Genomic DNA, 19,346 nt, shown 5'->3' on the forward strand with positions numbered 1-19,346 from the left:
GAATGAGGTCCTGGTTCCTGCTATCCCGACGTGCTCGGCGGGCGCGGCACGCCGAACGCGGCTTCACGCTGGTCGAGATCCTCGTCGTCATCACCATCATCGGGCTAATCATGGGCCTGGTCGGCCCGCGGGTGCTCAACTATCTGACCGACTCCAAGGCCAAGGCCGCCAAGATCCAGATCGAGAGCCTCGCGAGCGCGCTCGATCTGTTCTATCTGGACACCGGCCGGTATCCGTCGACGTCCGAAGGCCTCGCCGCGCTGGTGCAGCGGCCCGGCACCGCGGCGTCGTGGAACGGCCCCTACCTCAAGGGCGGGGCAGTTCCCGCCGATCCGTGGGGCAACCCTTACGTCTACCGCTCGCCGGGGCAGCATGGAGCCTTCGACATTGCGTCGTTCGGCGCAGACGGCCAGGAGGGCGGGGCTGGCAGCGGCACCGACATCACCAGCTGGTCCCGTTGAGGCGGGGTCGGCCGGCTTCACGCTGGTCGAGACCGTCTGCGCTCTCGCCATGGTGGCGCTGCTCGCCGCACTGGTGCTCCCGGCGTTGCCGCGCGGCACCTCTCGGGCGCGGCTGGAGGCCTATGCGGTGGAGACGGCAGCACTGCTCAAGGCCGACCGCGCCGCCGCCATCCGTCGGCGCATCGCGGTCGCCACCCATGTGGACGCCGAAGCCCGCCTCGTCTCCTCGCCGGTGACCGGCCGCACCGTGCGGCTGCCCGCCGATGTCGACGTCCAAGCGATCCTGGCGGCGCGTTGCAATCAGCAACGCACCGAGCGCAGCATCCATTTTTTTCCGTCCGGCGTCTCCTGCGGCGGCGCCATCACCCTGCGCCGGGCCGGGCAGAGCTACCGGGTGCGGGTCGACTGGCTGACCGGAGGGATCGATGTCGCGCCGCTTCGTTCTCTCTAGAGCATTTTCCGGCGAAGTGGACGCCGGCTCACCGTCGACCATGCGATCACGCGAGGGCTTTCGGATGCTGCGGCCGGGGGCGCTGCGGCCGCGCCGGGACGGCGCCCGCCGCGACGGCTTCACGCTGGTCGAGGCCCTGGTGGCCCTCGCGGTGGTCGCGGCATCGCTCGCGGCGATCGGCACGCTGATCGCCACCACGGTGCGCAAGGCGGCCGGGCTGGAGACCCGGCTGGTCCTGGTGGAGACCGCGCGTGCGGTGGAGGCCGGGCTCGCGGACCGCCGGCGCCTGGAGCCGGGCAGCTTCGGCGGCATGCGCGCAGGCTATCGCTGGCGGGTCGACGCGGTCGCGCTCGCCGAGCCCCCGCCGGACCCCGCCCGACCAGCGGCGGAGCGCGGCCGCCCGGCGCGCCCGCCACTCGCCATCGTGATCCGGGTCGAGGCCCCCAACGGCCAGGTCCTCCGTGTCGACACCGCCCGGCTCGGCCGGAGGCCGGGGTGAACCGGCCGGCTGCCACACCCGGCGGTGGACGGTCCGGGTTCACGCTGATCGAGGCCATGATGGCACTCGCGCTCACGGCCGCCATCGTGGCGGCGCTGGCGACCGTCGCGGCCCAGTGGTTGCCGAGCTGGAACCGGGGCATGACGCGCGTCCAGCGCGGCGAGGCGATGGCGCTCGGGCTCGAACGGCTGGTCACCGATCTCGCCGCCGCCGAGATCGTGCCGATCGCCGGTGAGGCGGGCGATCTGCTGTTCGAGGGGACGGCGTTGGCCGTCACCTTCGTGCGCAGCGCCAGCGGCCCCAATACGGTCGGGCTGGAGATCATCCGCCTGGCGGAGATCGGCAGCGAGCGCGGCGTCACGATGGTGCGGGTCCGCGCACCCTACCGCCCAGCAGAGCGGGCCGCCATGGCGTCCCTGCAACCGAGCTTCCGCGATCCGGTGGCCCTGGTGACGGCCCCCTATCGGGTATCCTTCGCCTACGCGGGACCGGATGGCCGCTGGCGCGACGCCTGGCCGGCCGGCCGCGAGCTGCCACGCGCCGTGCGGGTGACGGTGCGAGACAGCGGAAGCGCCCGGGTACTGCCACTCTCCACCACGGTCGAGATCCGCACCGAGATCGCGGCCCGCTGCGCCAGGATGGAGTCGCTCGCCGCCTGCCTGGAGGGGCGGCCGGCCGCCCGGCGTGCCATCGACGGCATAGACGACGGGCTTTCGTCCCCGCGAGGAGGCTCACCGCAATGACGACGGCGACACGGCGATCCGGCCAAGACGGCTTCATGCTGGTCGCGGTGCTGTGGATGATGGCAGCGCTCGCCACGCTGGCGACCGTCTATGCGGTGTTCGTCACCGACACCGCGGCGCTCTACGGCACGCTCGGCGAGCGGCTGCGGGCCGAGGCGGCAGCCCGCGGCGCCGTCGAGCTCGCCGTCCACCGGCTGACGGCCGCGCCGCGCCACCCCTCGGCCTCGTCCTACACGTTCCGCATCGGCACCGCCGTGCTGCGGACCGAGGTGACGGCCGAGGCCGGCCGGATCGATCTCAACACGGCCCCCAAGGCGCTGCTGGCCGGCCTGTTCGCCGCCATCGGGGCCGACCCCCGACAGGCGGAGAGCCATGCGGATCGCGTCCTCGCCTGGCGCAAGGCGCCGAGCCGTCCCGAGGAGGGCGCCGAGGAGCAGGCGCTGTACCGCGCTGCCGGACGCGATTACGGGCCGCGGCAGGCCGCATTTCCCCATGTCGAGGAGCTCTGGCTCGTGCTCGACCTGCCGGACGCTCTCGTCGCGCGGGCGCTGCCCTTCGTCACCGTGCTGAGCGGTCAGCCGACCGTCAACATCCTTGCGGCCCCCCCGGGGGTCATAGCAAGTTTGCCCGGCATGACGGCCGAGACGACATACGCGCTGCTGGCGCAGCGGGGACGCGGCGTCGACGAGGCTCGCTTGCTCGCGCTGCTCGGCCCGGCGGCACGCTACGCCGGCGCCGAGCCCGGCCGGACTTTCCGGCTGATCATCGACGGCACGCTCGACAGCGGCCGCCCCATCGCGGTCGAGACTGTGGTGCTGATCGACCCGCAGGACGAGGAGCCCTACCGGACGCTCTCCTGGGCCGACCGCAGCGACGCGCCGGCTCGCCCGGATACACGCCGATGACCAGCCTGCGCCCCCTGCTGGCTCCGCTGTCGCGATGGATCGACTTGGTCGCGGCTACGCTGGTCGAGCTGGTCGAGCAGCTGTCGCGGCGCCGCGCCGTCCGCCTCGTCGAGCTCGAGCCGGGTGTGTTCGTCGCCGAGGACGGCGGCCGACCACCGCCACGGCTCGCCGAAACCGACCTCATGGGCGCACCGCCCCTGGCTCTCCGAACGCTGGCGAGCCGCAAGACCGTTGCGCTCGTGCTGCATCCGTCGCGATTCCTGTTCCGGCCTCTGGAGCTGCCGCGCCAGGCCGCCGACTTCCTCGACGGGATCGTGCGCTCGCAGATCGACCGGCTGACGCCGTGGAGCGTCTCCGAGGCAGCGTTCGGCTGGTCGCCGCCGGCCCCGCAGGGGGCCGAGCGGATCGTCGTCACCGTGGCGGCGACGGACCGCAGCCGGATCACCGCCGTGGTCGAGACCCTCGCGGCGGCGGGCGCCCGCGCCGTGACGGTGTTCGCCTCGCCGCCGGACCCGGCCGCCGACGGACCGGCCGTCCGGGTGCTGGAGCACCGGGCACGCGGTGGCTTCGACCACGGACGTGCGCGGCGAGTGCTGATCGGCGGGCTCGCCGGGGCGGCGGCGGCCGCCGCCGTCGGCATCGGTGCCGGCGCGACGGCGTCGGTGGTCCTCGGCGCCCGTCAGGACGAGCTCGCCCGCGAGGTGTCGCGGCGGCGCGCCGTCCTGATGACCCGTCAGAGCCCTGCCACCGACCCGGCCACCCTGGCGCGGCGCTCGCTCGAGCGCCGCAAGCACGAGACACAGCCGACCGTGCTGGTGCTCGAGGCGGTGTCGCGGCTCCTGCCCGATCACAGCTACGTCACCGAGTTCCGCATCGAGGGCAACGTCCTGCGGCTCACCGGCTTCACCCGGGATGCACCGGGGCTGATCCGGGCGATCGAGCAGTCCTCGGAGTTCGCCCGGGCGAGCTTCTTCGCCCCGACGACCCGCGGCCCCTCCGACCCCGGCGAGCGCTTCCATATCGAAGCCACCATCCAGCCGCGCCAGGGGCCACCGTCATGAGCGCCAGCCGCATCGCCCCCACGTCGGCCGCGGGCCGGCGTCTCGCCACCGCCGCCTATGCGCTGACGGTAGCCGGCCTGCTGCTGGTCGCGGCCGACAGCGTCGCCGGCATCCTCGATCGCATGCGCACCGTGGCGGTGATCTCCGACCTGCTGGACCGGCTGGAGGCGCGTCGCCCGACCACTCCCGGCACCGACATCGCGGCGACGGCAGCCGGCGACCCCTTCCTCGAAGGCACCACCATCGCGATGGCCGGGGCGGCCCTGCTCCAGCGGGTGACCAGCGCCGTGGCCCGGGCCGGTGGCACCGTCCAGTCTTCCCAGGTCGAGCTCCCGGGTGCAGGATCGGCTCAGGGCCTCGTCTCACTCACGGCCAGCTGCGAGATGCCCGAACGGATGTTGCAGGCTTTCCTCTACGACCTCGAGGCGGGAATGCCGTTCCTATTCATCGACCAGCTCGTCGTCCAGGCACCGCAGACCGCGGGGGGTCCCGAGCATGCGCCGACGCGCGTTCTGCTGTCCGTGACGGGGCGCTGGCGAGGGGCGTCATGACCGGCCACCGCCGAAGCTCGGTCGCGCTCGTGACCGTCGTCGTGCTGGCGACATGGGGCGGCGCCACCCTTCCGCTGGATGCCCGTACCGGCTTCGATCCATCCGCCTCCGTCTCGGCTGATTCCGTCTCTGCCGAGCCCGGCCGATCGGGCGGGGACCCAGCTATGCCGAGCGGCATGACCGGCAATCCCCTGTGGGCCATCCCGTTGAGCACGCTGCGCCAAGCCCGCGAGCGCCCGATCTTCCTGCCGTCGCGGCGGCCGCCGGCACCGGCCATCACCGGATCGGTGCCACCAGCCCGACCGGCACCGCCCCCGCCAGCCCCGACTCCACCCGCGCCGCCCCCGCTCTCCCTGGTCGGTTCGGTGGTGAGCGGCGACGACCGTGTCGCCGTGTTCCGCGACGACCGAACTAGGGCGTTCGTGCGGCTGCGTCCCGGCGAGTCACACGCCGGCTGGGTGCTGCGAGACATCGGCCGCCTGGAGGCGATCCTGGAGAACGACCGCGAAACCATCACCCTGGCACTGCCGAGGCGATCGGGCGGCATGCCTTGACGGGGCCATGCAAACCGTCTGTGATCCCCGGGAGCACGGGTGTAGCGCTGGCCGAGGTCGACGCGAGCGCGAGGGATATCGCCAAATGTCATTGACATACCATGAGCCTGATCGTCTTGGATGCCCCTGCAACGTGTTAAACAGCAGCACCCAACCGTCTTGGCTCGGATATAGCGCGACATCGGCTGGCACATTGCGCCAGCTCTTCGGCTTATCGACGAGACCCAGCAACCGCCCTACGGCATCGCCCAGCGGCGGCTTGTGCCAGGACGCGACATAACGGAATTCGACATGGATGCCACGGAGGCCCCCCCGGACAACGAATCGGCAGCGACACCGCCTCTTCCGATACCGACGTATTCTTCCGGCACGACTCCCCGGCCCAAGATCGCGATTCTCGTCGTTGGGATGCATCGGAGCGGCACCTCCGCGCTCGCCCGAACCCTGAACGCCTGCGGCTGCGACCTGCCCGAGAACCTCATTCCGCCCCTGCCCGGCAACGAGACCGGCCATTGGGAGTCGCGTGTGAGCGTGGCGCTGAGCGACGAGATCCTCGCCTCGGCGGGCACGACTTGGGACGATTGGGAGCCCTTCAACACGGCTTGGTACGATTCGCCCGTCGCCGACACCTTCCGGGACCGCGCCCAGGAGGTTCTCGCCGGTGAATTCGGAGCGAGCCGGCTGTTCGTCCTGAAAGACCCTCGCCTGTGCCGCCTGCTGCCGTTCTGGGTCGACGCCGTGCAGCGGTTCGGCGCCGTGCCGCTGGTGGTGTCGCCGATCCGCAATCCGTTGGAGGTCGCGGCCTCCCTGGCGGCGCGTGACCTGTTCGATCCCGAAGTCGGGAAGCTCATCTGGCTGCGCCACGTCATCGACGCCGAGGCGAGCTCGCGGGAGCTGAAGCGGGTTCATGTCCGTTACGACGATCTGCTGGTCCGGCACCGGACGGTGACCGACCTCATCGCCGACAGGCTCGGGATCGTCTGGCCGCGCCGATCGACTGCGGTCGACCTCGAGCTCGACGGCTTCCTGTCGCCGACTCACCGGCACCATCGCAGCGAAGACGCTCTGGTGATCGGCGACTCGGCCATGTCGCCTTGGATTCGCACCGCCTTCGCGATCCTCGACCGCTGGACCCGCGACGACGTGCGGGACGACGACACAGCCGCGCTCGACCGCATCCGCACCGCCATGGACGAGGCGGGACGAACCTTCAGCCGGGCCGTCATCGTCGGGCGCCGGGTCGCACGCCACGCTGGCGAGCTGACCGCGGCACTCGACTCGACCCGGCAGCAGGTCGCGCAACTCTCCGAGGCCGTCGCTCAGCGCGACGCACAGATCGGCGGCGATCGGGCCCGCATCGAGGCCCTGGAGGCGGCCGTTCGCGCCGCGACCGAAGCCGAGCAGGCCGCCGTGACGAACAGCGACGTTCAGAGGGCGGCGCTCGAGGCTCGCATAGCGGAACTGGACGCAGCGATCCGGGAGAGCGAGACGCAGCTTGCCACGCTCCACACGACCGTCGACCATCGAAATGCCGAGGTTGCTGCTCTCCACACGACCGTTGCTGCGCGGGACGCCGAGATTGCTGCTCTTACCAGGAGCGTCCACGATCGGAACGCCGAGATCGGTGCTCTTCATTCCGCGATCTCCAGCCGAAACGAGCAGCTCGTGGCAGCGGGGACCGAGCTGGCGAGCCGCAGTGACGAGCTGGCCCGTTGGACGGCGCGCGAGACGGCTTCGCAGGAGCGAACAGCCGAGCTCGAGCGGGCTGTCGCCTGTCGCGACGAGCAGATCGGTGCTCTCGAGACGGCCATCAGCCAGCGTGACCTCCAGATCGGCGCCATCCACCAGGCCGTCGCCGCGCGGGATGCCGAGATCGCCGCCATGCGGTCCTCGACCTCCTGGCGCATCACCGCGCCGCTGCGCGAGACGAGGCGGGCGGTCGCATCCTTCCCGTTCTCCGCCGTCGGCTTTCCGCTGATGCTCGGCGCCCGCGCGCTCCGTCAGGGACCGCGCGGGCCGCTGCGCGACTGGCGAGGTGCCCGCGCGGTGGCACGCTCCGACCTGTTCGACGCCGGCTGGTACCTCGCGACCTATCCGGACGTCGCCGCCGCCGGCATCGATCCGGCGCGACATTATGTGGTGTTCGGCGCCCGCGAGGGGCGCGATCCAGGACCTAAGTTCAGCACGCGCGACTATCTCGTGCGCAATCCCGACGTCGCGGCCGCCAGCATCAATCCGCTGGTGCATTTCCTGCTGTTCGGTGGGCGCGAGGGGCGATCCGCCCTTCCCCCGATCGCGCCGCCACACCGAGCGGAACGGCGATCGCGCGCCGAGCCCGAAAGCACCCCATTCGGTGACGTCTACGCCGGTTCCGACAATCTCGCACGAGCCGAACGGGTGATGGCGGCCCGCATGCCGGCCGCTCGCGCGTTCCTGCCCGGCGTTTCGGTCGTCATCCTCAACCTGAACCGTCCTGATCTGATCGTTCCCTTGGTCGACGATCTCAGCCGCGTGCGCGAGCGGTTCTTTCCCGACGGGAACTTCGAGATCGTGATCGGCGACACCGGCAGTCGCGATTCCGACGTGCAGGCCCTCTACGACGCGGCGCCACCCCATCTCACCGTGGTTCGGGATCTCGTTTACCAGTTCTCGCGCTCCAACAACATCTGCTTCTTCGGCCACGTTCATTTCGATAAGGTTCTGTTTCTCAACAACGACGTGCGCATCAGCGAGAACATCGCCTGCATCGCAGACATGGCGGCCGAGCTGGACCGCGACCCGAATGCCGGCGCGGTAGGGCTGTGCCTGTACTTTGAGGACGGCACCTTGCAGCACGGCGGAATCGACTTCTTCACGAACGGCCCGCTCAAGGGATTCTGCCACCATCCCGGCGCGCGCACCCGCCCGACCGATCGTCAGGATCGACGGCAGGTGCCGGCCGTGACCGGGGCGTGCCTGATGACACGTTCATTGCTGTTCGCACAGCTCGGGGGCTTCGACGAAGGCTACGAGGCCGAAGCTCAGGATATCGATCTTTGTCTGAAGATCGGCCGGCTGGGTCACGGCATCACTATCCTCGATCGCGGCCCCATCGTGCACCTCGAGAACGCAACGCGCCCGCGGGGTGACGAGCATTGGGATGATCGTCGGCGCTTCATGCGAAGGTGGTCGTCGTGGATCGAGACGTCGCTGCTCTGAGAACGGCCGAACCGCGGGTGACCGGCATGACGCCAGGAGATCGAGAATCGCCCCCGGGACTGCTAAACGCCGTGCGGCGCATGCTCGGCCGGCTTGCCGGCGGGCAGCGTACGCGCCCGCCCGCCGCCCCGAGCGATCCAACCCCGACCGAATGCTCGACAGAAGATCTTGCTCCCATCGATGACGACCGCTCGCTCGTTCGCCGCTCGGGGCTGTTCGACGGAGCCTGGTATCTCGCCCGCAACCCGGACGTGGCCGCGGCAGGTCTCGACCCGTTTGAGCATTTCATGGCGTTCGGCGCCCGGGAGGGACGCGATCCCGGCCCGCAGTTCGACATGCGGGGCTATCTCGGGAGCCGCCCGGAGCTGGCGACCGGCACCATCAACCCGCTCGCACAGTTCCTCCGGACCCACGGAACCGAGGGATCGATCGCCGACCGCCTGTACGACGCCTGGGTCACAGCCTACGACACCCTCGGTGAAGCCGACCGTGCCGTGTTCCGCGACGCGGTCGAGCATCTGACCGTGCGCCCGGAGATCACCGTCATCGTCCCGGCCGCCGGCGATGAGGCGGCGGCGATCGAGCGCACTCTCGATTCGCTCGTGCGACAGTTCTATCCGCACTGGGAGCTTCGTGTCGCCGTCCCGGCCGCTTGCAACGCAGACGTCGTGGCGATGGCGGCGAGGCGCGGCGAGCCGCGCCTCCGGATCATCACCGCGTCGGACGCCAATGTCGCGAACCTGGCCAATGCGGCGTTGGCTGCTACCGAGGCCCCGTTCGTGCTTCGTCTAGCGCCCGGCGACGTTCTGTCCGAGCACGCACTGTACTGGCTGGTCGATGCGCTCGCTCAGAATCCCGACGCCGATCTCGTCTATGCGGACGAGGACCGGATCGACGCCGCGGGGCACCGCCACGACAGCCACTTCAAACCCGACTGGAACCCGGCCCTGCTGCTGGCGCACGACTATGTCGGCCGCCCGGTCCTCTATCGCCGCACCTTGATCGAGGTGGTGGGAGGCTTCCGCAGCGGCCTCGTCGAACACGCGGACCACGATCTGCTGCTCCGATGCAGCGAGCACACGACGCCATCTCGCATTCATCACGTTCCGCGTGTGCTGTGCCATCGCGGGGCAGAGGAACACGGTGCCGACCCGGTATGGGAGATCGGTGCCCGCGTGGTCGCCGAGCACCTGGAGCGCCGTGGCATCACGGCCGACGTGCGGCCCGGCCCTGGCGGCGCCTATCAGGTCGCCTATCGGTCACGCGCGCCGCTGCCGCGCGTCAGCATCGTGATGCCGTCGGGTTGCAAGCTGCACCTGGTCGAGCCGTGCCTTCGGCATCTGCTGGAACGCACCACATACCCGGACTACGAGGTGCTGCTCGTCGTCAACGAGATCCGCCATTGGGTGCCGGAGCAGGCTCGCTTCCTCGCCACCCTCCGGCACGACCCGCGGGTGCGGGTGCTGACCTATCCGGACCGGCCGTTCAATTTTTCCTGGATCAACAACTGGGCGATGGGCCAGGCGGAGGGGTCGGTCGTCTGCCTGATGAACGACGACATCGAGGTGACGACGCCCGACTGGCTGGAACGATTCGTCGCCCGCCTGCGGCTCGACGGCGTCGGTGGCGTCGGGCCGATGCTCTATTATCCAAACGACACGGTGCAGCAGGCGGGCGTCGTGCTCGGCCTCGGCGGTCTCGCGGCGCATGCGTTCGTCGGGCTGCCGCGCGGGGAGGCGGGCTATCGCGGCCGCGCGGCGCTCGAGCAGGATCTGTCCTGCGTCACCGCCGCCTGCTTGGCACTTCGCCGCGAGGTGATCGACGCCGTCGGGGGCTTCGACGAGACCCTCGCAATCGCGTTCAACGATGTCGACCTGTGCATCCGGGTTCGCGAAGCCGGCTGGCGCATCCTGTGGACGCCGGACGTCTGGTTCTATCATCACGAGTCGGCCACCATCGGGCCGCACAACGCCGATCGGCAGCAGGATTTCGACCGCGAGGCCCGCCAGGTGCGGGAGCGATGGGCGGCCGTGCTGTCGCACGATCCGGCCTACAACCCGAACCTCTCGATCACCTCGCAGCACTTCGCGCCGGCATTTCCGCCGAGAATCGCGCGGCTGCCGACGATGTGTTAAGGCTATTCCGATCGTGCCTCGGCCCGTCCTCATGATCTCTAAAGATGCAGGATATCAATATGCGCTCGATCACGTTTTAGATCGCGAAAACCGCCGACGTTACCTTCGTCGATGCACTGTCGATTGAGCCGAGCGGGCTGCTGCGTGTCAGTGGCTGGACCAAGACGACCGATGGCTTTCCGGACCACATCCAGGTCCGCGTAAATGGTAGCGTCGCTCGCCGCATCGCCGGCTTCCGCGTCGTTCGCGAGGGCCTTGTACCACTCGGCCTGGAACTCGCGGGGTACACGATCGAGTTTCTCGCAGAGGGCACGCACATCCAATCCGTCGAGGTTCTTGCGGGGGACCAATCGTTGTTGGTGACGTCGACCGACTACAAGACGCAGACTGGGCACTACAACGGCCTGTTCACAGCCGGGAGCGTGCACCGTCGAGACGACATTTATGGCTCGGCCCCGATTCCGCCCCTCGAGGTGAATGGCGACATCCGCCGGCTTTCGTCGTTATTGACAGGCCGCATCCTCGACTTCGGATGCGGCCGCGGTGGCTTGCTCCGCGAGTTGCGCCAACGAGGTCTCGACGCGCAAGGCATCGAGGTGAAAAACGACCTTCTCCGCAGTTCGCTCGCTGAGGGTGTCGCGCCGCATGTCCGCTTCTACGACGGCTCGCTTCCCTTGCCGTTCGAAGACCGTGCCTTTGGCTCCGTCGTCGCAGCCGAGGTCATCGAGCATATCCCTCACTCTGAGGCGATCATCGCCGAGATCGCCCGCATCACCGCCACGACGTTTATCGCGACGGTGCCGGACATGTCCTCAATCCCTACGTGCTTTCCTCACTATGTCGTTCCCCTGGCATCTGCTCGAGCGCGATCACCGCAACTTCTTCACGCAGGATAGCCTGGACAAGCTGATGCGTGCACATTTCGACTTGGTCGAGTTCTTCCGGATCTGCCTTCACATCCTGAACGGCACAGCATTTAACGGAAGCCTGGCAGTCGTCGCCCGTAAGTGGCAGCTGACGATCTTGAAATATTTGGAGTCACAGCCGCTGGAGCCAAAGCGCACCACCGCTGTTCCTGAGGAGACGCGGATAAGTCTCTTCAATCAAGCGACGTTCCAGCTTGGCGAAATAGTCGTTGAAAAACAGAACGCGCCACGCCTTGTTGTCGCTCAGGAACGCCCTAACAGCATAAAGCTCATTCCAAGATCGATTTTCGTCAATGACCCATTGCCAAGGGTACTCGAAAGGTCAGAACATGTCGTGGAAGTGAACCAGGACTCCAGGGGAGAGTCGCGGCAGTATCTCGAACAGCTCCATGCATACATCACTGCCTGTCCGCAAAACATGCGTCGAGTCTATGAACAGAACATCTCCGTCCTGCAGGACGTCAAATGTATCTAAGGGAACATTTTGAACTTCCACGCCTAGCACAGTTACGGGCACCGATGTTTTTCCAATCAATCCCTGCACCAAAGCCGGATAAGGATCGATAAACGTGATTTGACACTCGCCATTTAGATAATGTTCGACCGTATCCAACGTGCAGGCCGACGACCAACCGCACCCAATCTCGATCATTCGCCGAGGGCGATATAGGCGAATCATAGCATGCAGGACACTTGCATCGCCCCAGGAGTATGAAGGATTTTCGAAGGCGTATCGGAAAGGAGAAGTCACCGCATCTGGAAACGGATTTGTTGTCAAGAATGGAAGAAGCCTTCCCCATAAATCGACCATCTCCGATCGCTCTATAGGAATATTCGGAATTGAGGCAGGTATTTGCTTCTCGCGAAGAGTAAGAAGATGCCGCTCCGCCTCAGACCGCTTTACGATAGGCGAGTAGAAGTGACCCGCTGGAACATATAGCTTCTCAGAAGAAGCTTGGCTTCTACGCTCTTCATCAACCATAATACCGCCTCTTCGACCCGCCCCACCGCCGGAGAGAATAGCTACACAATGGCAGAACTTAACTACCTGCCGGCTCAAAAGATCGCTGCATTGTGTAGCTCGAACCTTGCTCGGTCAGCAGACTCTGAAACCTCAACCTCAACTTCAAGTCGAGCCAACCCAGTCCACTCTGGGATTCCAGCTATAGCGACTCTTGCATAGGCAGAGTGGAGCCCGGTCCAGCCTACCTTCTGGGGTATGGTGACAATGTCGCTTTCGACAGAGCCGCGGCCTTCAGGAATAACAAGACGGAAGCAGGCCTTAGCTGTGCGGTAAAGATCGGGGGCTCCCACGAGAAACGTGATATTCCGTTCATTTCGCAAATTGATAGCCACGTTCGCTTTTGACGTCGAGCCAGTTACGGCAAAATCCAGTAGTCTAGGGATGAAGGTCAGATGACCTTCACCAATTTTGGAGACGACGTAAGTATCCTGGATACCCATCAACCCACTTCGGGGCTGATATTGCAGGATTCGAAATGGCGAAAATATAGTTTCGAAGACATGGGCTGTTTCCATCGTTCCTGTGGAATTCGGCCCATCCTCCGACGACGTGCATAGAAAGATCTGCTCGTCGATAAGGACGGTCTGTGTCCTCTTCGCGTTCTCGCCGCCAATGTTAGGCAACCACATCGGCAGCAGAGACGGACCGCAGATCGTCAGCACAGCTCGACCGCCGGGCTTAAGAATCCGCCACAACTCACACATCCACAGATACTGTGTCTCGAACGTGAGATGGGTCAGAACCGAGATCCCATACACCACATCGAAATGAGAATCAGGAAAAGGAAGAGGCGGCTTGACACCACAATCCATGAACGATCCAAAGCCGAGATTATCTCGGCACCAACCGACAACCTGACGATTGATATCGCATCCGTGGAAGTCCACCGAAGGAGAATGCGACTTCCAGTGTCTAGCGATCCGGCCGCATCCGCAGCCCCAATCCAATACCCTCAGGTCGCCTCCTCCCATATCGAGGCCAGCGCTGGTTAAGGCTTTGACAATCTGATGCTTATCAGCCTCGCCTGTCGCCAAGAACGTTTTGGCGTCTGGAGCCCCGACCGAGGTGACGATCAATTCGTCCGGAGGCACGGGAGTTTGATGATCTGTCAGCAATATGGCCTCCATTCTGGTCCCAGACTGCCGTGATCGACGGCCGTTCGTTCAACACCTTGGGGCAATACCCGTGGACAGCTGTGCCCACGTGGATAGACTAACCTGACATTATCCGCATAGAAGTTTAGACACATCCTCCGCCGCCCTCCCCCACGAGAAGCGATCACGGACGAAGTGATAGCACAGCCGCGAGTGGCGCCACAGCAGCTCTGGGCTGCCCGCATAACGCGCGATGGCGACGAGCAGCTCGTTGAGATCCGAGAAGACGAACGGCGTCACCTCGGGATGCGCTCCGGTGTCGAAGGCCGCACCGAGCGTGCCGGCCGCCTGCGCCTCCACCAGCGGCAGGTTGAAGCCTTCCCACAGGCTCGGGCTGACGAACACGTCGAGGCCGCGCAGATAAGCGAGTCGCTCGGCGTCCGAGCCGTTGAGCTTCACCGCAATGCCCTGGGCTCGCAGTGCCTCGGCGTCCTCCGGCGTGCCCCGCCCCATTGCCAGGAACTCCGCGCGTAGCCCGCCGGCATGGGCCCGTGCTGCCAGCTCGCAGAAGAGGGCGTTGCCCTTGTAGCTCGCCTCGCCTCGGCCCAGCCGCATCAGAGTTCCGACCCGCAGCGGCCGCCCTCCTGAGGACGTCAATTCGGCAATCTGCTTGCAGCCGCGATCGACGATATGATCGCAGCCATTGCTCACCACATGCGCGTCCGGCCACTCGATATCGTGACGAATGAACTTCGAAATGGCGACGACGCCGTCGATGGCCGGATAGACCTTCTCGATCTTGTGCAGGCGCGTGCGGAGCCGCTCAGAAGCCGAATCGGAAAACATTGCCGGAGTCGGGTCGCCGTGCTCCCAAACCCAGCGTCGGAACGTGGGCGGCAAGTGCGGTAGGAGCTCAATGAAGGGCGACGTATGTGCGACGACGGTATGTGCCTTCTTCTCCCGCAGCCAGGCCACGATGGCGGCCGGGGTAGGATCAACTTCCGTGATGTCGAGCCCGGCGATACTGCCGTCGTGCTCGACGCACCCGATCGCCATTCCGTGCCCGTTCTGGTTCCAATTGCGCGCCAGCTGATCGACCACGACCGACACCCCCCACCCCATGCTCATCCGAACGGCTAGATGCGCGACGATCACGTGAGCCCCCACGAAGCCAGGTCGGTCGGCGACATCTACGGCGCGGCACGACGGAGCGTTTGGTCGAGATATCCTGTCGCCATCAGCCGCTCCAGCGTGCGCAGCCGAATGAACTGCGAGGTCCTGAAATCGCGATCCGCAAAGGCGATCCGCTGCAAGCCTTCGCGCAGCCCGGCGATGGTGTCCGTGAGCGACCGGCGCGGCTGATGATCCGGCGCGAGTCGCGCGTAGAGGCCGAAATCGACCTTGTAGGAGCGCCGGTCGGGCGCCGCCGCCGTATTGATGCTCACCCGCGTGCCCGGCACCGCCGCCGCGACTGCTTCGGCAAGATCGCGCACCTGCACGTTCCAGTCGTCGCGACCAACATTGACGGCGACGAACCGCTCGGCATCTTCGGAGGTGGTGGCGGCCCAGTCGATCGCCCGGGCCATGTCCTCGACATCGATCAACGGCCGCCAGGGCGTTCCGTCACTCAGCACCGTGATTTCACCAGCCGCCAGCGCACCCGCCACGAAGTCGTTGAGGACGAGATCGAGGCGCAGCCGCGGCGACATCCCGCAGGCGGTGGCGAAGCGCAGGCAGCGCACCCGCATGGCGCCGAGATCGTCCTGCCGCAGCGACGCCTCGGTGGCGATCTTGGATCGCGCATAGGCGGTGAGCGGATTGAGCTCGTCCTGCTCGCAACGAGCCCGCCCGTCGCCGGAGGCGCCGTACACGCTGCACGACGACGCGAATACGAACGTCTTCACGCCCGCGGCCGCTGACTTGTGGGCGAGGTCGACGCTGGCCCGGTGATTGACGGCCTCAGTCACTTCGGCGAAGCGGTCGCCCATCGGATCGTTGGACACGGCGGCGAGATGCACCACCGCGTCGACGCCGTCCAAGAGTTCCGGTGGAAAGTCGCGAACATCACCGAAATGCTGACGGTCGAGCGCCGTCTCGGGCAGCGGGTCCGGGCTCGACAGACAGTGCCCGAACCAGCCGGCATCATAGCCGATCAGCACGGCGTCGGGATGCGTTCGCCGCAAGTGCCTCACCAGCACCGGCCCGACATACCCCATGTTTCCCGTGATCAGAATCCGCATGGCTCGATTCACCACACCTTCCAGGGCGCACGGCCCGTACTCCAGAACTCTTCGAGCTGGCGCTTGTCGCGCAAGGTGTCGACCGCCTGCCAGAATCCCGCGTGATGGTAGACCGAGAGGTGGCCCTCGGCCGCCAGCCGCTCGAGCGGCCCGCGCTCCCACACGGTGGCGTCGCCCTCGATGTAGTCCCCTACCTTGGGCGACACCACGAAGAACCCGCCGTTGATCCAGCCACCGTCGCCTGGTGGCTTCTCCTGAAAGCTGAGCACCCGGGCCCCCTCGGTGTGCAGGGCGCCGAACCGGCCGGGCGGCTGGACGGCCGTGATGGTGGCGAGCCGACCCTCGCGCCGGTGCAGCGCGAGCAAGGCGCCAATGTCGATGTCGGCGACGCCGTCGCCGTAGGTCAGGAAGAAGGCGTCCTCGTCCTTCACGAACGGGATGATACGCTTGATGCGTCCGCCCACCATCGTGTGCTCGCCGGTATCGACCAGCGTCACTCGCCACGGTTCGGCGTAGGCGTCATGGACCTCCATGGCGTTGCTGCGCAGATCGATCGTCACGTTGGACATGTGCAGAAAGTAGTTGGCGAAATACTCCTTGATCACATACCCCTTGTAGCCCAGACAGATGACAAAGTCGGTCACCCCGTGAGCGCTGAAAATCTTCATGATGTGCCAGAGCAGCGGGCGCTCGCCGACCTCCACCATCGGCTTCGGCTTGGTCGAAGTTTCTTCCGACAGCCGCGTGCCCAGGCCGCCCGCCAAGAGAACCGCTTTCACGACACTCTCCTCTCCGTCGAGCCGGAGTGACGCCGGCCACACGGTTTGTCAAGGTCGGAACTGGAACTCTCGATAGTATTCCACGAGCGCCTCCCATGCGGCGTTCTCGTTCCAGTCAGGGCAGTCCAATGCGGCGGGCTCGGTGTTGAAACGCGCCATCGGCTCGGCGAAGTCCGTCTGTGCCTTTGCCTCGACGACGCAGTCGTGGCCGAGTCGTCGGCTGAATTCCGCCGCAAACCGGCGGGCGAATACGTCCTGTCGCTCGACATACCCGCTCGGGTTGACGCCTGCGGGCCCGGCGCCCTGCGCGACTGCCGCGACCACCACGGCATAACGCTCGGCCAGCAACGACACGTGGATGTTGTCGCGCACATAGTCGGGCGTACGAACCTCGGCCGCCCGTCCTGCCAGAAACGAGCGGGCCAGATAGGCGGTGAACCGCTCCTCCTCGTACGGCCCGAATGGATTCGGAATGACGAACTTGGTCAGCGGCACCGCCATGATCTCGCACCAGAAACGAAACACCTGTCCGGTGAGGCCCTTGGAGAGGCCGTACGGCGAGAAGGCGCGCCTGCTGCCGTCGCCACGCCCCTCATCCGGCTCGAAGACACTGCCCGTCAGAACGACGCCGGCGAGCGTTCCGGCGCGATCGAGGACGGCGCGCAGCCGATGCGTGTTGGTCTGTACCGCCCCCATCACGTCGAAATCGAGACTACGGTAATTATTGACCTCGGCTGCATGGTGGCACAGCACGGCAGGTCGTGCCTCGCTGACAAGATCGAGGAACCGATCACTGCCGAATGGGCAATCCCATACCACCTCCGCGATATCCGCGAGCCGGCTCACGCGCGCCGCTCGCGCGCCGTCAGAATAGCCCCCGAACGGACGGCGCAGCGGCGCGACCACGTGGATGCCGCGGCGCGCCAGCACGGTCGCGAACCAGAACCCGGTGAACGAGCTGGCTCCCGTCAGAACGACCTTCACGGCAGCCCCCTCAACTGATCGCTGCCGTGGTATTTCGGATCGAAATCCGGCCAGGCTCGATCCTTGTCCGATACCTCCGCGGGCGTGATTGGCCAAGCCACCGCGAAGCGTGGGTCGTCGAAACGGACACCGCGCTCCTGAGCCGGCGCATAAGACGCATCGACCAGATAGAGAGCCTCGGTGTCGTCCCGCAAGGTGACGAAGCCATGGGCGAACCCGCGCGGGACATACATCATCAGCCTGTTCTCGTCGTCGAGTTCAGCCCCGAAGGATTGGCCGTAAGTGGGGCTATCGGGACGCAAATCCAGAATCACGTCGTAGAACGCGCCGCGGACACAGCGGACCAGCTTGGTCTCAGCGGCCGGCGGAAGTTGATAATGAAGCCCACGCAACGTCCCACGCTTAGCCGTAAGCGAATTGTTGACCTGGACGAACCGGCCGGACAGTCCCGCGACCGCGAACTCCTGCTCGCAAAACAAGCGCGCAAAAAAACCGCGCTGATCGCCCCGCCGATCGAGTTCGACCAGGAAGGCATCTTTCAAGGGCGTGGGATGGAACTTCATCGCTTTGTTCGTTTCGATTTGCAGGTTTTGCGCGTCAAGGGCATTTTTGGTGTGCACCCTATCACATCCTAGCGCACCTCCATCGCTGCGTCTCCTCTTCTATCGACTGGTCAGAATGGGCGAGAATTCTGACGGCTCGCGCTCGGCGGCTGCCTCGTCATATCTTGGATCGCTGCCTTCTGCATGATAATGGAACCCACGAGTCGCTGCTGACCCGGCAGTACTCGGCCAGCCGCAAGGACGCTGCAAGGACGAAGTCGTGTCGAGTCACCCTGCCGTTCCGTTCGGCATGCGCGTACGCCTGATCGGGAGCCGCCTCCGCTTGGCCGTCCAGCTCGCCCAGCGGGAGATTTCGGCTCGCTATCGCGGCTCGGTGCTCGGCATCGGCTGGTCGTTGCTGACGCCGCTGTTGATGCTGGCGGTTTTTACCTTCGTGTTCGGCACGGTGTTCAAGACCCGATGGACTCCCCCCGGAGGTAGCGAGGCGAGCCACTCGACCGCCGATTTCGCCGTTATCCTGTTCGCTGGGCTGAGCGTTTTCCAGCTGTTCGCCGACGTCGTCACCCGCGCGCCCAGCCTCGTCCTGTCGAACGTCAACTACGTCAAGAAGGTGGTCTTCCCGCTGGCGGTGCTGCCGCTGGCCGCGCTCGGATCGGCGCTGTTCGACACCGCCGTGCGGCTCGTGGTGCTGCTGGTCTTCGTCGTGCTCGCGCGCGGCAGCCTGCCGGCCACCGCGCTGCTGCTGCCGCTGGTGCTGGCACCCTATATCCTGCTCGTCCTCGGGCTGACCTGGTTTCTGGCGGGCCTCGGGGTCTATGTGCGCGACGTCGGCCAGTTTCTCGGCCCCCTGGTGACGGCGCTGATGTTCCTGTCGCCGATCTTCTTCCCGTCGAGCGCCTTGCCCGATTGGCTCCAGCCCTATCTCGTGCTCAACCCGATCGCGCTGCCGGTGGAGGGGACACGGGCGGTGCTTATCTGGGGAACCGCGCCAGACTGGACCGGCCTCGCCCTCTACAGCGCCATCGCGGCCGCGATCGCAATTCTCGGGCTCGTGTGGTTCCAGAAGACCCGCAAGGGGTTCGCCGATGTCGTTTGAGGAAACCGCTGGCGACGTCGCGATACGGGTGTGCGACGTGTCGAAGCACTTTCTGCTGTTCGACCGCCCGCAGGACCGTCTC

The 19,346-nt window shown here is 66.4% G+C and carries 20 protein-coding genes; 12 read left to right on the forward strand and 8 right to left on the reverse strand.

Going from position 1 to position 19,346, the window contains the following annotated elements; all coding sequences use genetic code 11:
* The first annotated feature begins 2 nt into the window (after positions 1 to 2).
* The 10 genes from gspG (at position 3) to ACFQUV_RS09990 (ending at position 10,558) form a co-directional block, all read left to right on the forward strand.
* Complete coding sequence (gene gspG / locus ACFQUV_RS09945) at positions 3 to 461, forward strand: type II secretion system major pseudopilin GspG (protein WP_129610941.1); 459 nt, start codon at positions 3 to 5, stop codon at positions 459 to 461.
* 49 nt (positions 462 to 510) lie between these two features.
* On the forward strand, positions 511 to 912 hold the full coding sequence (locus ACFQUV_RS09950; protein WP_244601708.1) for a type II secretion system protein GspH: 402 nt from the start codon (positions 511 to 513) through the stop codon (positions 910 to 912).
* Positions 913 to 952: 40 nt separating this feature from the next.
* Entirely contained in the window at positions 953 to 1,411 is a 459-nt protein-coding gene (locus ACFQUV_RS09955) for a prepilin-type N-terminal cleavage/methylation domain-containing protein (protein WP_378394729.1), read from the forward strand.
* Positions 1,412 to 1,467: 56 nt separating this feature from the next.
* Positions 1,468 to 2,154: a general secretion pathway protein GspJ gene (locus tag ACFQUV_RS09960; protein WP_129610944.1), complete on the forward strand. Its 687-nt coding sequence runs from the start codon at positions 1,468 to 1,470 to the stop codon at positions 2,152 to 2,154.
* On the forward strand, positions 2,151 to 3,059 hold the full coding sequence (locus tag ACFQUV_RS09965) for a general secretion pathway protein GspK (RefSeq protein WP_129610945.1): 909 nt from the start codon (positions 2,151 to 2,153) through the stop codon (positions 3,057 to 3,059). Before ACFQUV_RS09960 ends, ACFQUV_RS09965 begins: the two co-directional genes overlap by 4 nt.
* Complete coding sequence (locus ACFQUV_RS09970; RefSeq protein ID WP_129610946.1) at positions 3,056 to 4,120, forward strand: PilN domain-containing protein; 1,065 nt, start codon at positions 3,056 to 3,058, stop codon at positions 4,118 to 4,120. The genes ACFQUV_RS09965 and ACFQUV_RS09970 overlap by 4 nt, the downstream gene beginning before the upstream one ends.
* A complete protein-coding gene (gene gspM, locus ACFQUV_RS09975; protein WP_129610947.1) occupies positions 4,117 to 4,671 on the forward strand; it encodes a type II secretion system protein GspM in 555 nt (184 codons plus the stop codon). The genes ACFQUV_RS09970 and gspM overlap by 4 nt, the downstream gene beginning before the upstream one ends.
* Positions 4,668 to 5,225: a hypothetical protein gene (locus ACFQUV_RS09980; protein WP_378394732.1), complete on the forward strand. Its 558-nt coding sequence runs from the start codon at positions 4,668 to 4,670 to the stop codon at positions 5,223 to 5,225. The genes gspM and ACFQUV_RS09980 overlap by 4 nt, the downstream gene beginning before the upstream one ends.
* 291 nt (positions 5,226 to 5,516) lie before the next feature.
* On the forward strand, positions 5,517 to 8,423 hold the full coding sequence (locus ACFQUV_RS09985; protein WP_129610972.1) for a glycosyltransferase: 2,907 nt from the start codon (positions 5,517 to 5,519) through the stop codon (positions 8,421 to 8,423).
* Positions 8,424 to 8,710: 287 nt separating this feature from the next.
* Positions 8,711 to 10,558, forward strand: coding sequence for a glycosyltransferase (locus ACFQUV_RS09990; RefSeq protein ID WP_165364144.1), 1,848 nt, complete (start codon positions 8,711 to 8,713; stop codon positions 10,556 to 10,558).
* Positions 10,559 to 10,596: 38 nt separating this feature from the next.
* Here the strand turns inward: ACFQUV_RS09990 and ACFQUV_RS09995 are convergent, their stop codons facing one another.
* Positions 10,597 to 10,908 carry a hypothetical protein gene (locus tag ACFQUV_RS09995; protein WP_165364143.1) on the reverse strand — a complete coding sequence of 104 codons (312 nt, stop codon included), beginning with the start codon at positions 10,906 to 10,908 and terminating at the stop codon, positions 10,597 to 10,599.
* Positions 10,909 to 10,917: 9 nt separating this feature from the next.
* Here ACFQUV_RS09995 and ACFQUV_RS10000 point away from each other — a divergent pair, with 9 nt between their 5' ends.
* A complete protein-coding gene (locus ACFQUV_RS10000; protein ID WP_207211571.1) occupies positions 10,918 to 11,454 on the forward strand; it encodes a bifunctional 2-polyprenyl-6-hydroxyphenol methylase/3-demethylubiquinol 3-O-methyltransferase UbiG in 537 nt (178 codons plus the stop codon).
* 352 nt (positions 11,455 to 11,806) lie between these two features.
* Here the strand turns inward: ACFQUV_RS10000 and ACFQUV_RS10005 are convergent, their stop codons facing one another.
* The 7 genes from ACFQUV_RS10005 to rfbC all read right to left on the reverse strand — a co-directional run bounded on the left by ACFQUV_RS10005 (position 11,807) and on the right by rfbC (position 18,225).
* Positions 11,807 to 12,466: a class I SAM-dependent methyltransferase gene (locus tag ACFQUV_RS10005; RefSeq protein ID WP_129610969.1), complete on the reverse strand. Its 660-nt coding sequence runs from the start codon at positions 12,464 to 12,466 to the stop codon at positions 11,807 to 11,809.
* A 74-nt stretch (positions 12,467 to 12,540) separates the two neighbouring features.
* Complete coding sequence (locus tag ACFQUV_RS10010; RefSeq protein ID WP_165364141.1) at positions 12,541 to 13,623, reverse strand: class I SAM-dependent methyltransferase; 1,083 nt, start codon at positions 13,621 to 13,623, stop codon at positions 12,541 to 12,543.
* Positions 13,624 to 13,731: 108 nt separating this feature from the next.
* Complete coding sequence (locus ACFQUV_RS10015; RefSeq protein WP_165364140.1) at positions 13,732 to 14,703, reverse strand: glycosyltransferase family 4 protein; 972 nt, start codon at positions 14,701 to 14,703, stop codon at positions 13,732 to 13,734.
* A gap of 89 nt (positions 14,704 to 14,792) precedes the next feature.
* Positions 14,793 to 15,842, reverse strand: coding sequence for an NAD(P)-dependent oxidoreductase (locus ACFQUV_RS10020; RefSeq protein WP_129610966.1), 1,050 nt, complete (start codon positions 15,840 to 15,842; stop codon positions 14,793 to 14,795).
* An 8-nt stretch (positions 15,843 to 15,850) separates the two neighbouring features.
* Positions 15,851 to 16,621: a glucose-1-phosphate cytidylyltransferase gene (rfbF, locus tag ACFQUV_RS10025; RefSeq protein ID WP_129610965.1), complete on the reverse strand. Its 771-nt coding sequence runs from the start codon at positions 16,619 to 16,621 to the stop codon at positions 15,851 to 15,853.
* Between the two features lie 48 nt (positions 16,622 to 16,669).
* Positions 16,670 to 17,605, reverse strand: a complete 936-nt coding sequence (locus tag ACFQUV_RS10030) for an NAD-dependent epimerase/dehydratase family protein (RefSeq protein ID WP_129610964.1) — start codon at positions 17,603 to 17,605, stop codon at positions 16,670 to 16,672.
* Positions 17,602 to 18,225 (reverse strand): dTDP-4-dehydrorhamnose 3,5-epimerase, encoded by a 624-nt coding sequence (gene rfbC / locus ACFQUV_RS10035; RefSeq protein WP_307719474.1) that lies wholly within the window; start codon positions 18,223 to 18,225, stop codon positions 17,602 to 17,604. The genes ACFQUV_RS10030 and rfbC overlap by 4 nt, the downstream gene beginning before the upstream one ends.
* Before the next feature lie 265 nt (positions 18,226 to 18,490).
* Between rfbC and ACFQUV_RS10040 the strand changes: the two genes are divergently transcribed.
* Positions 18,491 to 19,264, forward strand: coding sequence for an ABC transporter permease (locus ACFQUV_RS10040; protein WP_244601714.1), 774 nt, complete (start codon positions 18,491 to 18,493; stop codon positions 19,262 to 19,264).
* Positions 19,265 to 19,346 lie beyond the last annotated feature (82 nt).

It is taken from the genome of Rhodoplanes sp. P11, assembly GCF_964266735.1.
GTDB classification, from domain to species: Bacteria; Pseudomonadota; Alphaproteobacteria; order Rhizobiales; family Xanthobacteraceae; genus Rhodoplanes; species Rhodoplanes serenus.

Coding starts and splice junctions, on each gene's coding strand:
- ACFQUV_RS09960 (WP_129610944.1), top strand. CDS start 1,468: ATGATGGCACTCGCGCTCACGGCCGCCATCGTGGCGGCGCTGGCGACC.
- ACFQUV_RS09990 (WP_165364144.1), top strand. CDS start 8,711: ATGGCGTTCGGCGCCCGGGAGGGACGCGATCCCGGCCCGCAGTTCGAC.
- ACFQUV_RS09980 (WP_378394732.1), top strand. CDS start 4,668: ATGACCGGCCACCGCCGAAGCTCGGTCGCGCTCGTGACCGTCGTCGTG.
- ACFQUV_RS09955 (WP_378394729.1), top strand. CDS start 953: ATGCGATCACGCGAGGGCTTTCGGATGCTGCGGCCGGGGGCGCTGCGG.
- ACFQUV_RS10005 (WP_129610969.1), bottom strand. CDS start 12,466: ATGGTTGATGAAGAGCGTAGAAGCCAAGCTTCTTCTGAGAAGCTATAT.
- ACFQUV_RS10020 (WP_129610966.1), bottom strand. CDS start 15,842: ATGCGGATTCTGATCACGGGAAACATGGGGTATGTCGGGCCGGTGCTG.
- gspG (WP_129610941.1), top strand. CDS start 3: ATGAGGTCCTGGTTCCTGCTATCCCGACGTGCTCGGCGGGCGCGGCAC.
- ACFQUV_RS09985 (WP_129610972.1), top strand. CDS start 5,517: ATGGATGCCACGGAGGCCCCCCCGGACAACGAATCGGCAGCGACACCG.
- ACFQUV_RS09950 (WP_244601708.1), top strand. CDS start 511: ATGGTGGCGCTGCTCGCCGCACTGGTGCTCCCGGCGTTGCCGCGCGGC.
- ACFQUV_RS09970 (WP_129610946.1), top strand. CDS start 3,056: ATGACCAGCCTGCGCCCCCTGCTGGCTCCGCTGTCGCGATGGATCGAC.
- gspM (WP_129610947.1), top strand. CDS start 4,117: ATGAGCGCCAGCCGCATCGCCCCCACGTCGGCCGCGGGCCGGCGTCTC.
- ACFQUV_RS09965 (WP_129610945.1), top strand. CDS start 2,151: ATGACGACGGCGACACGGCGATCCGGCCAAGACGGCTTCATGCTGGTC.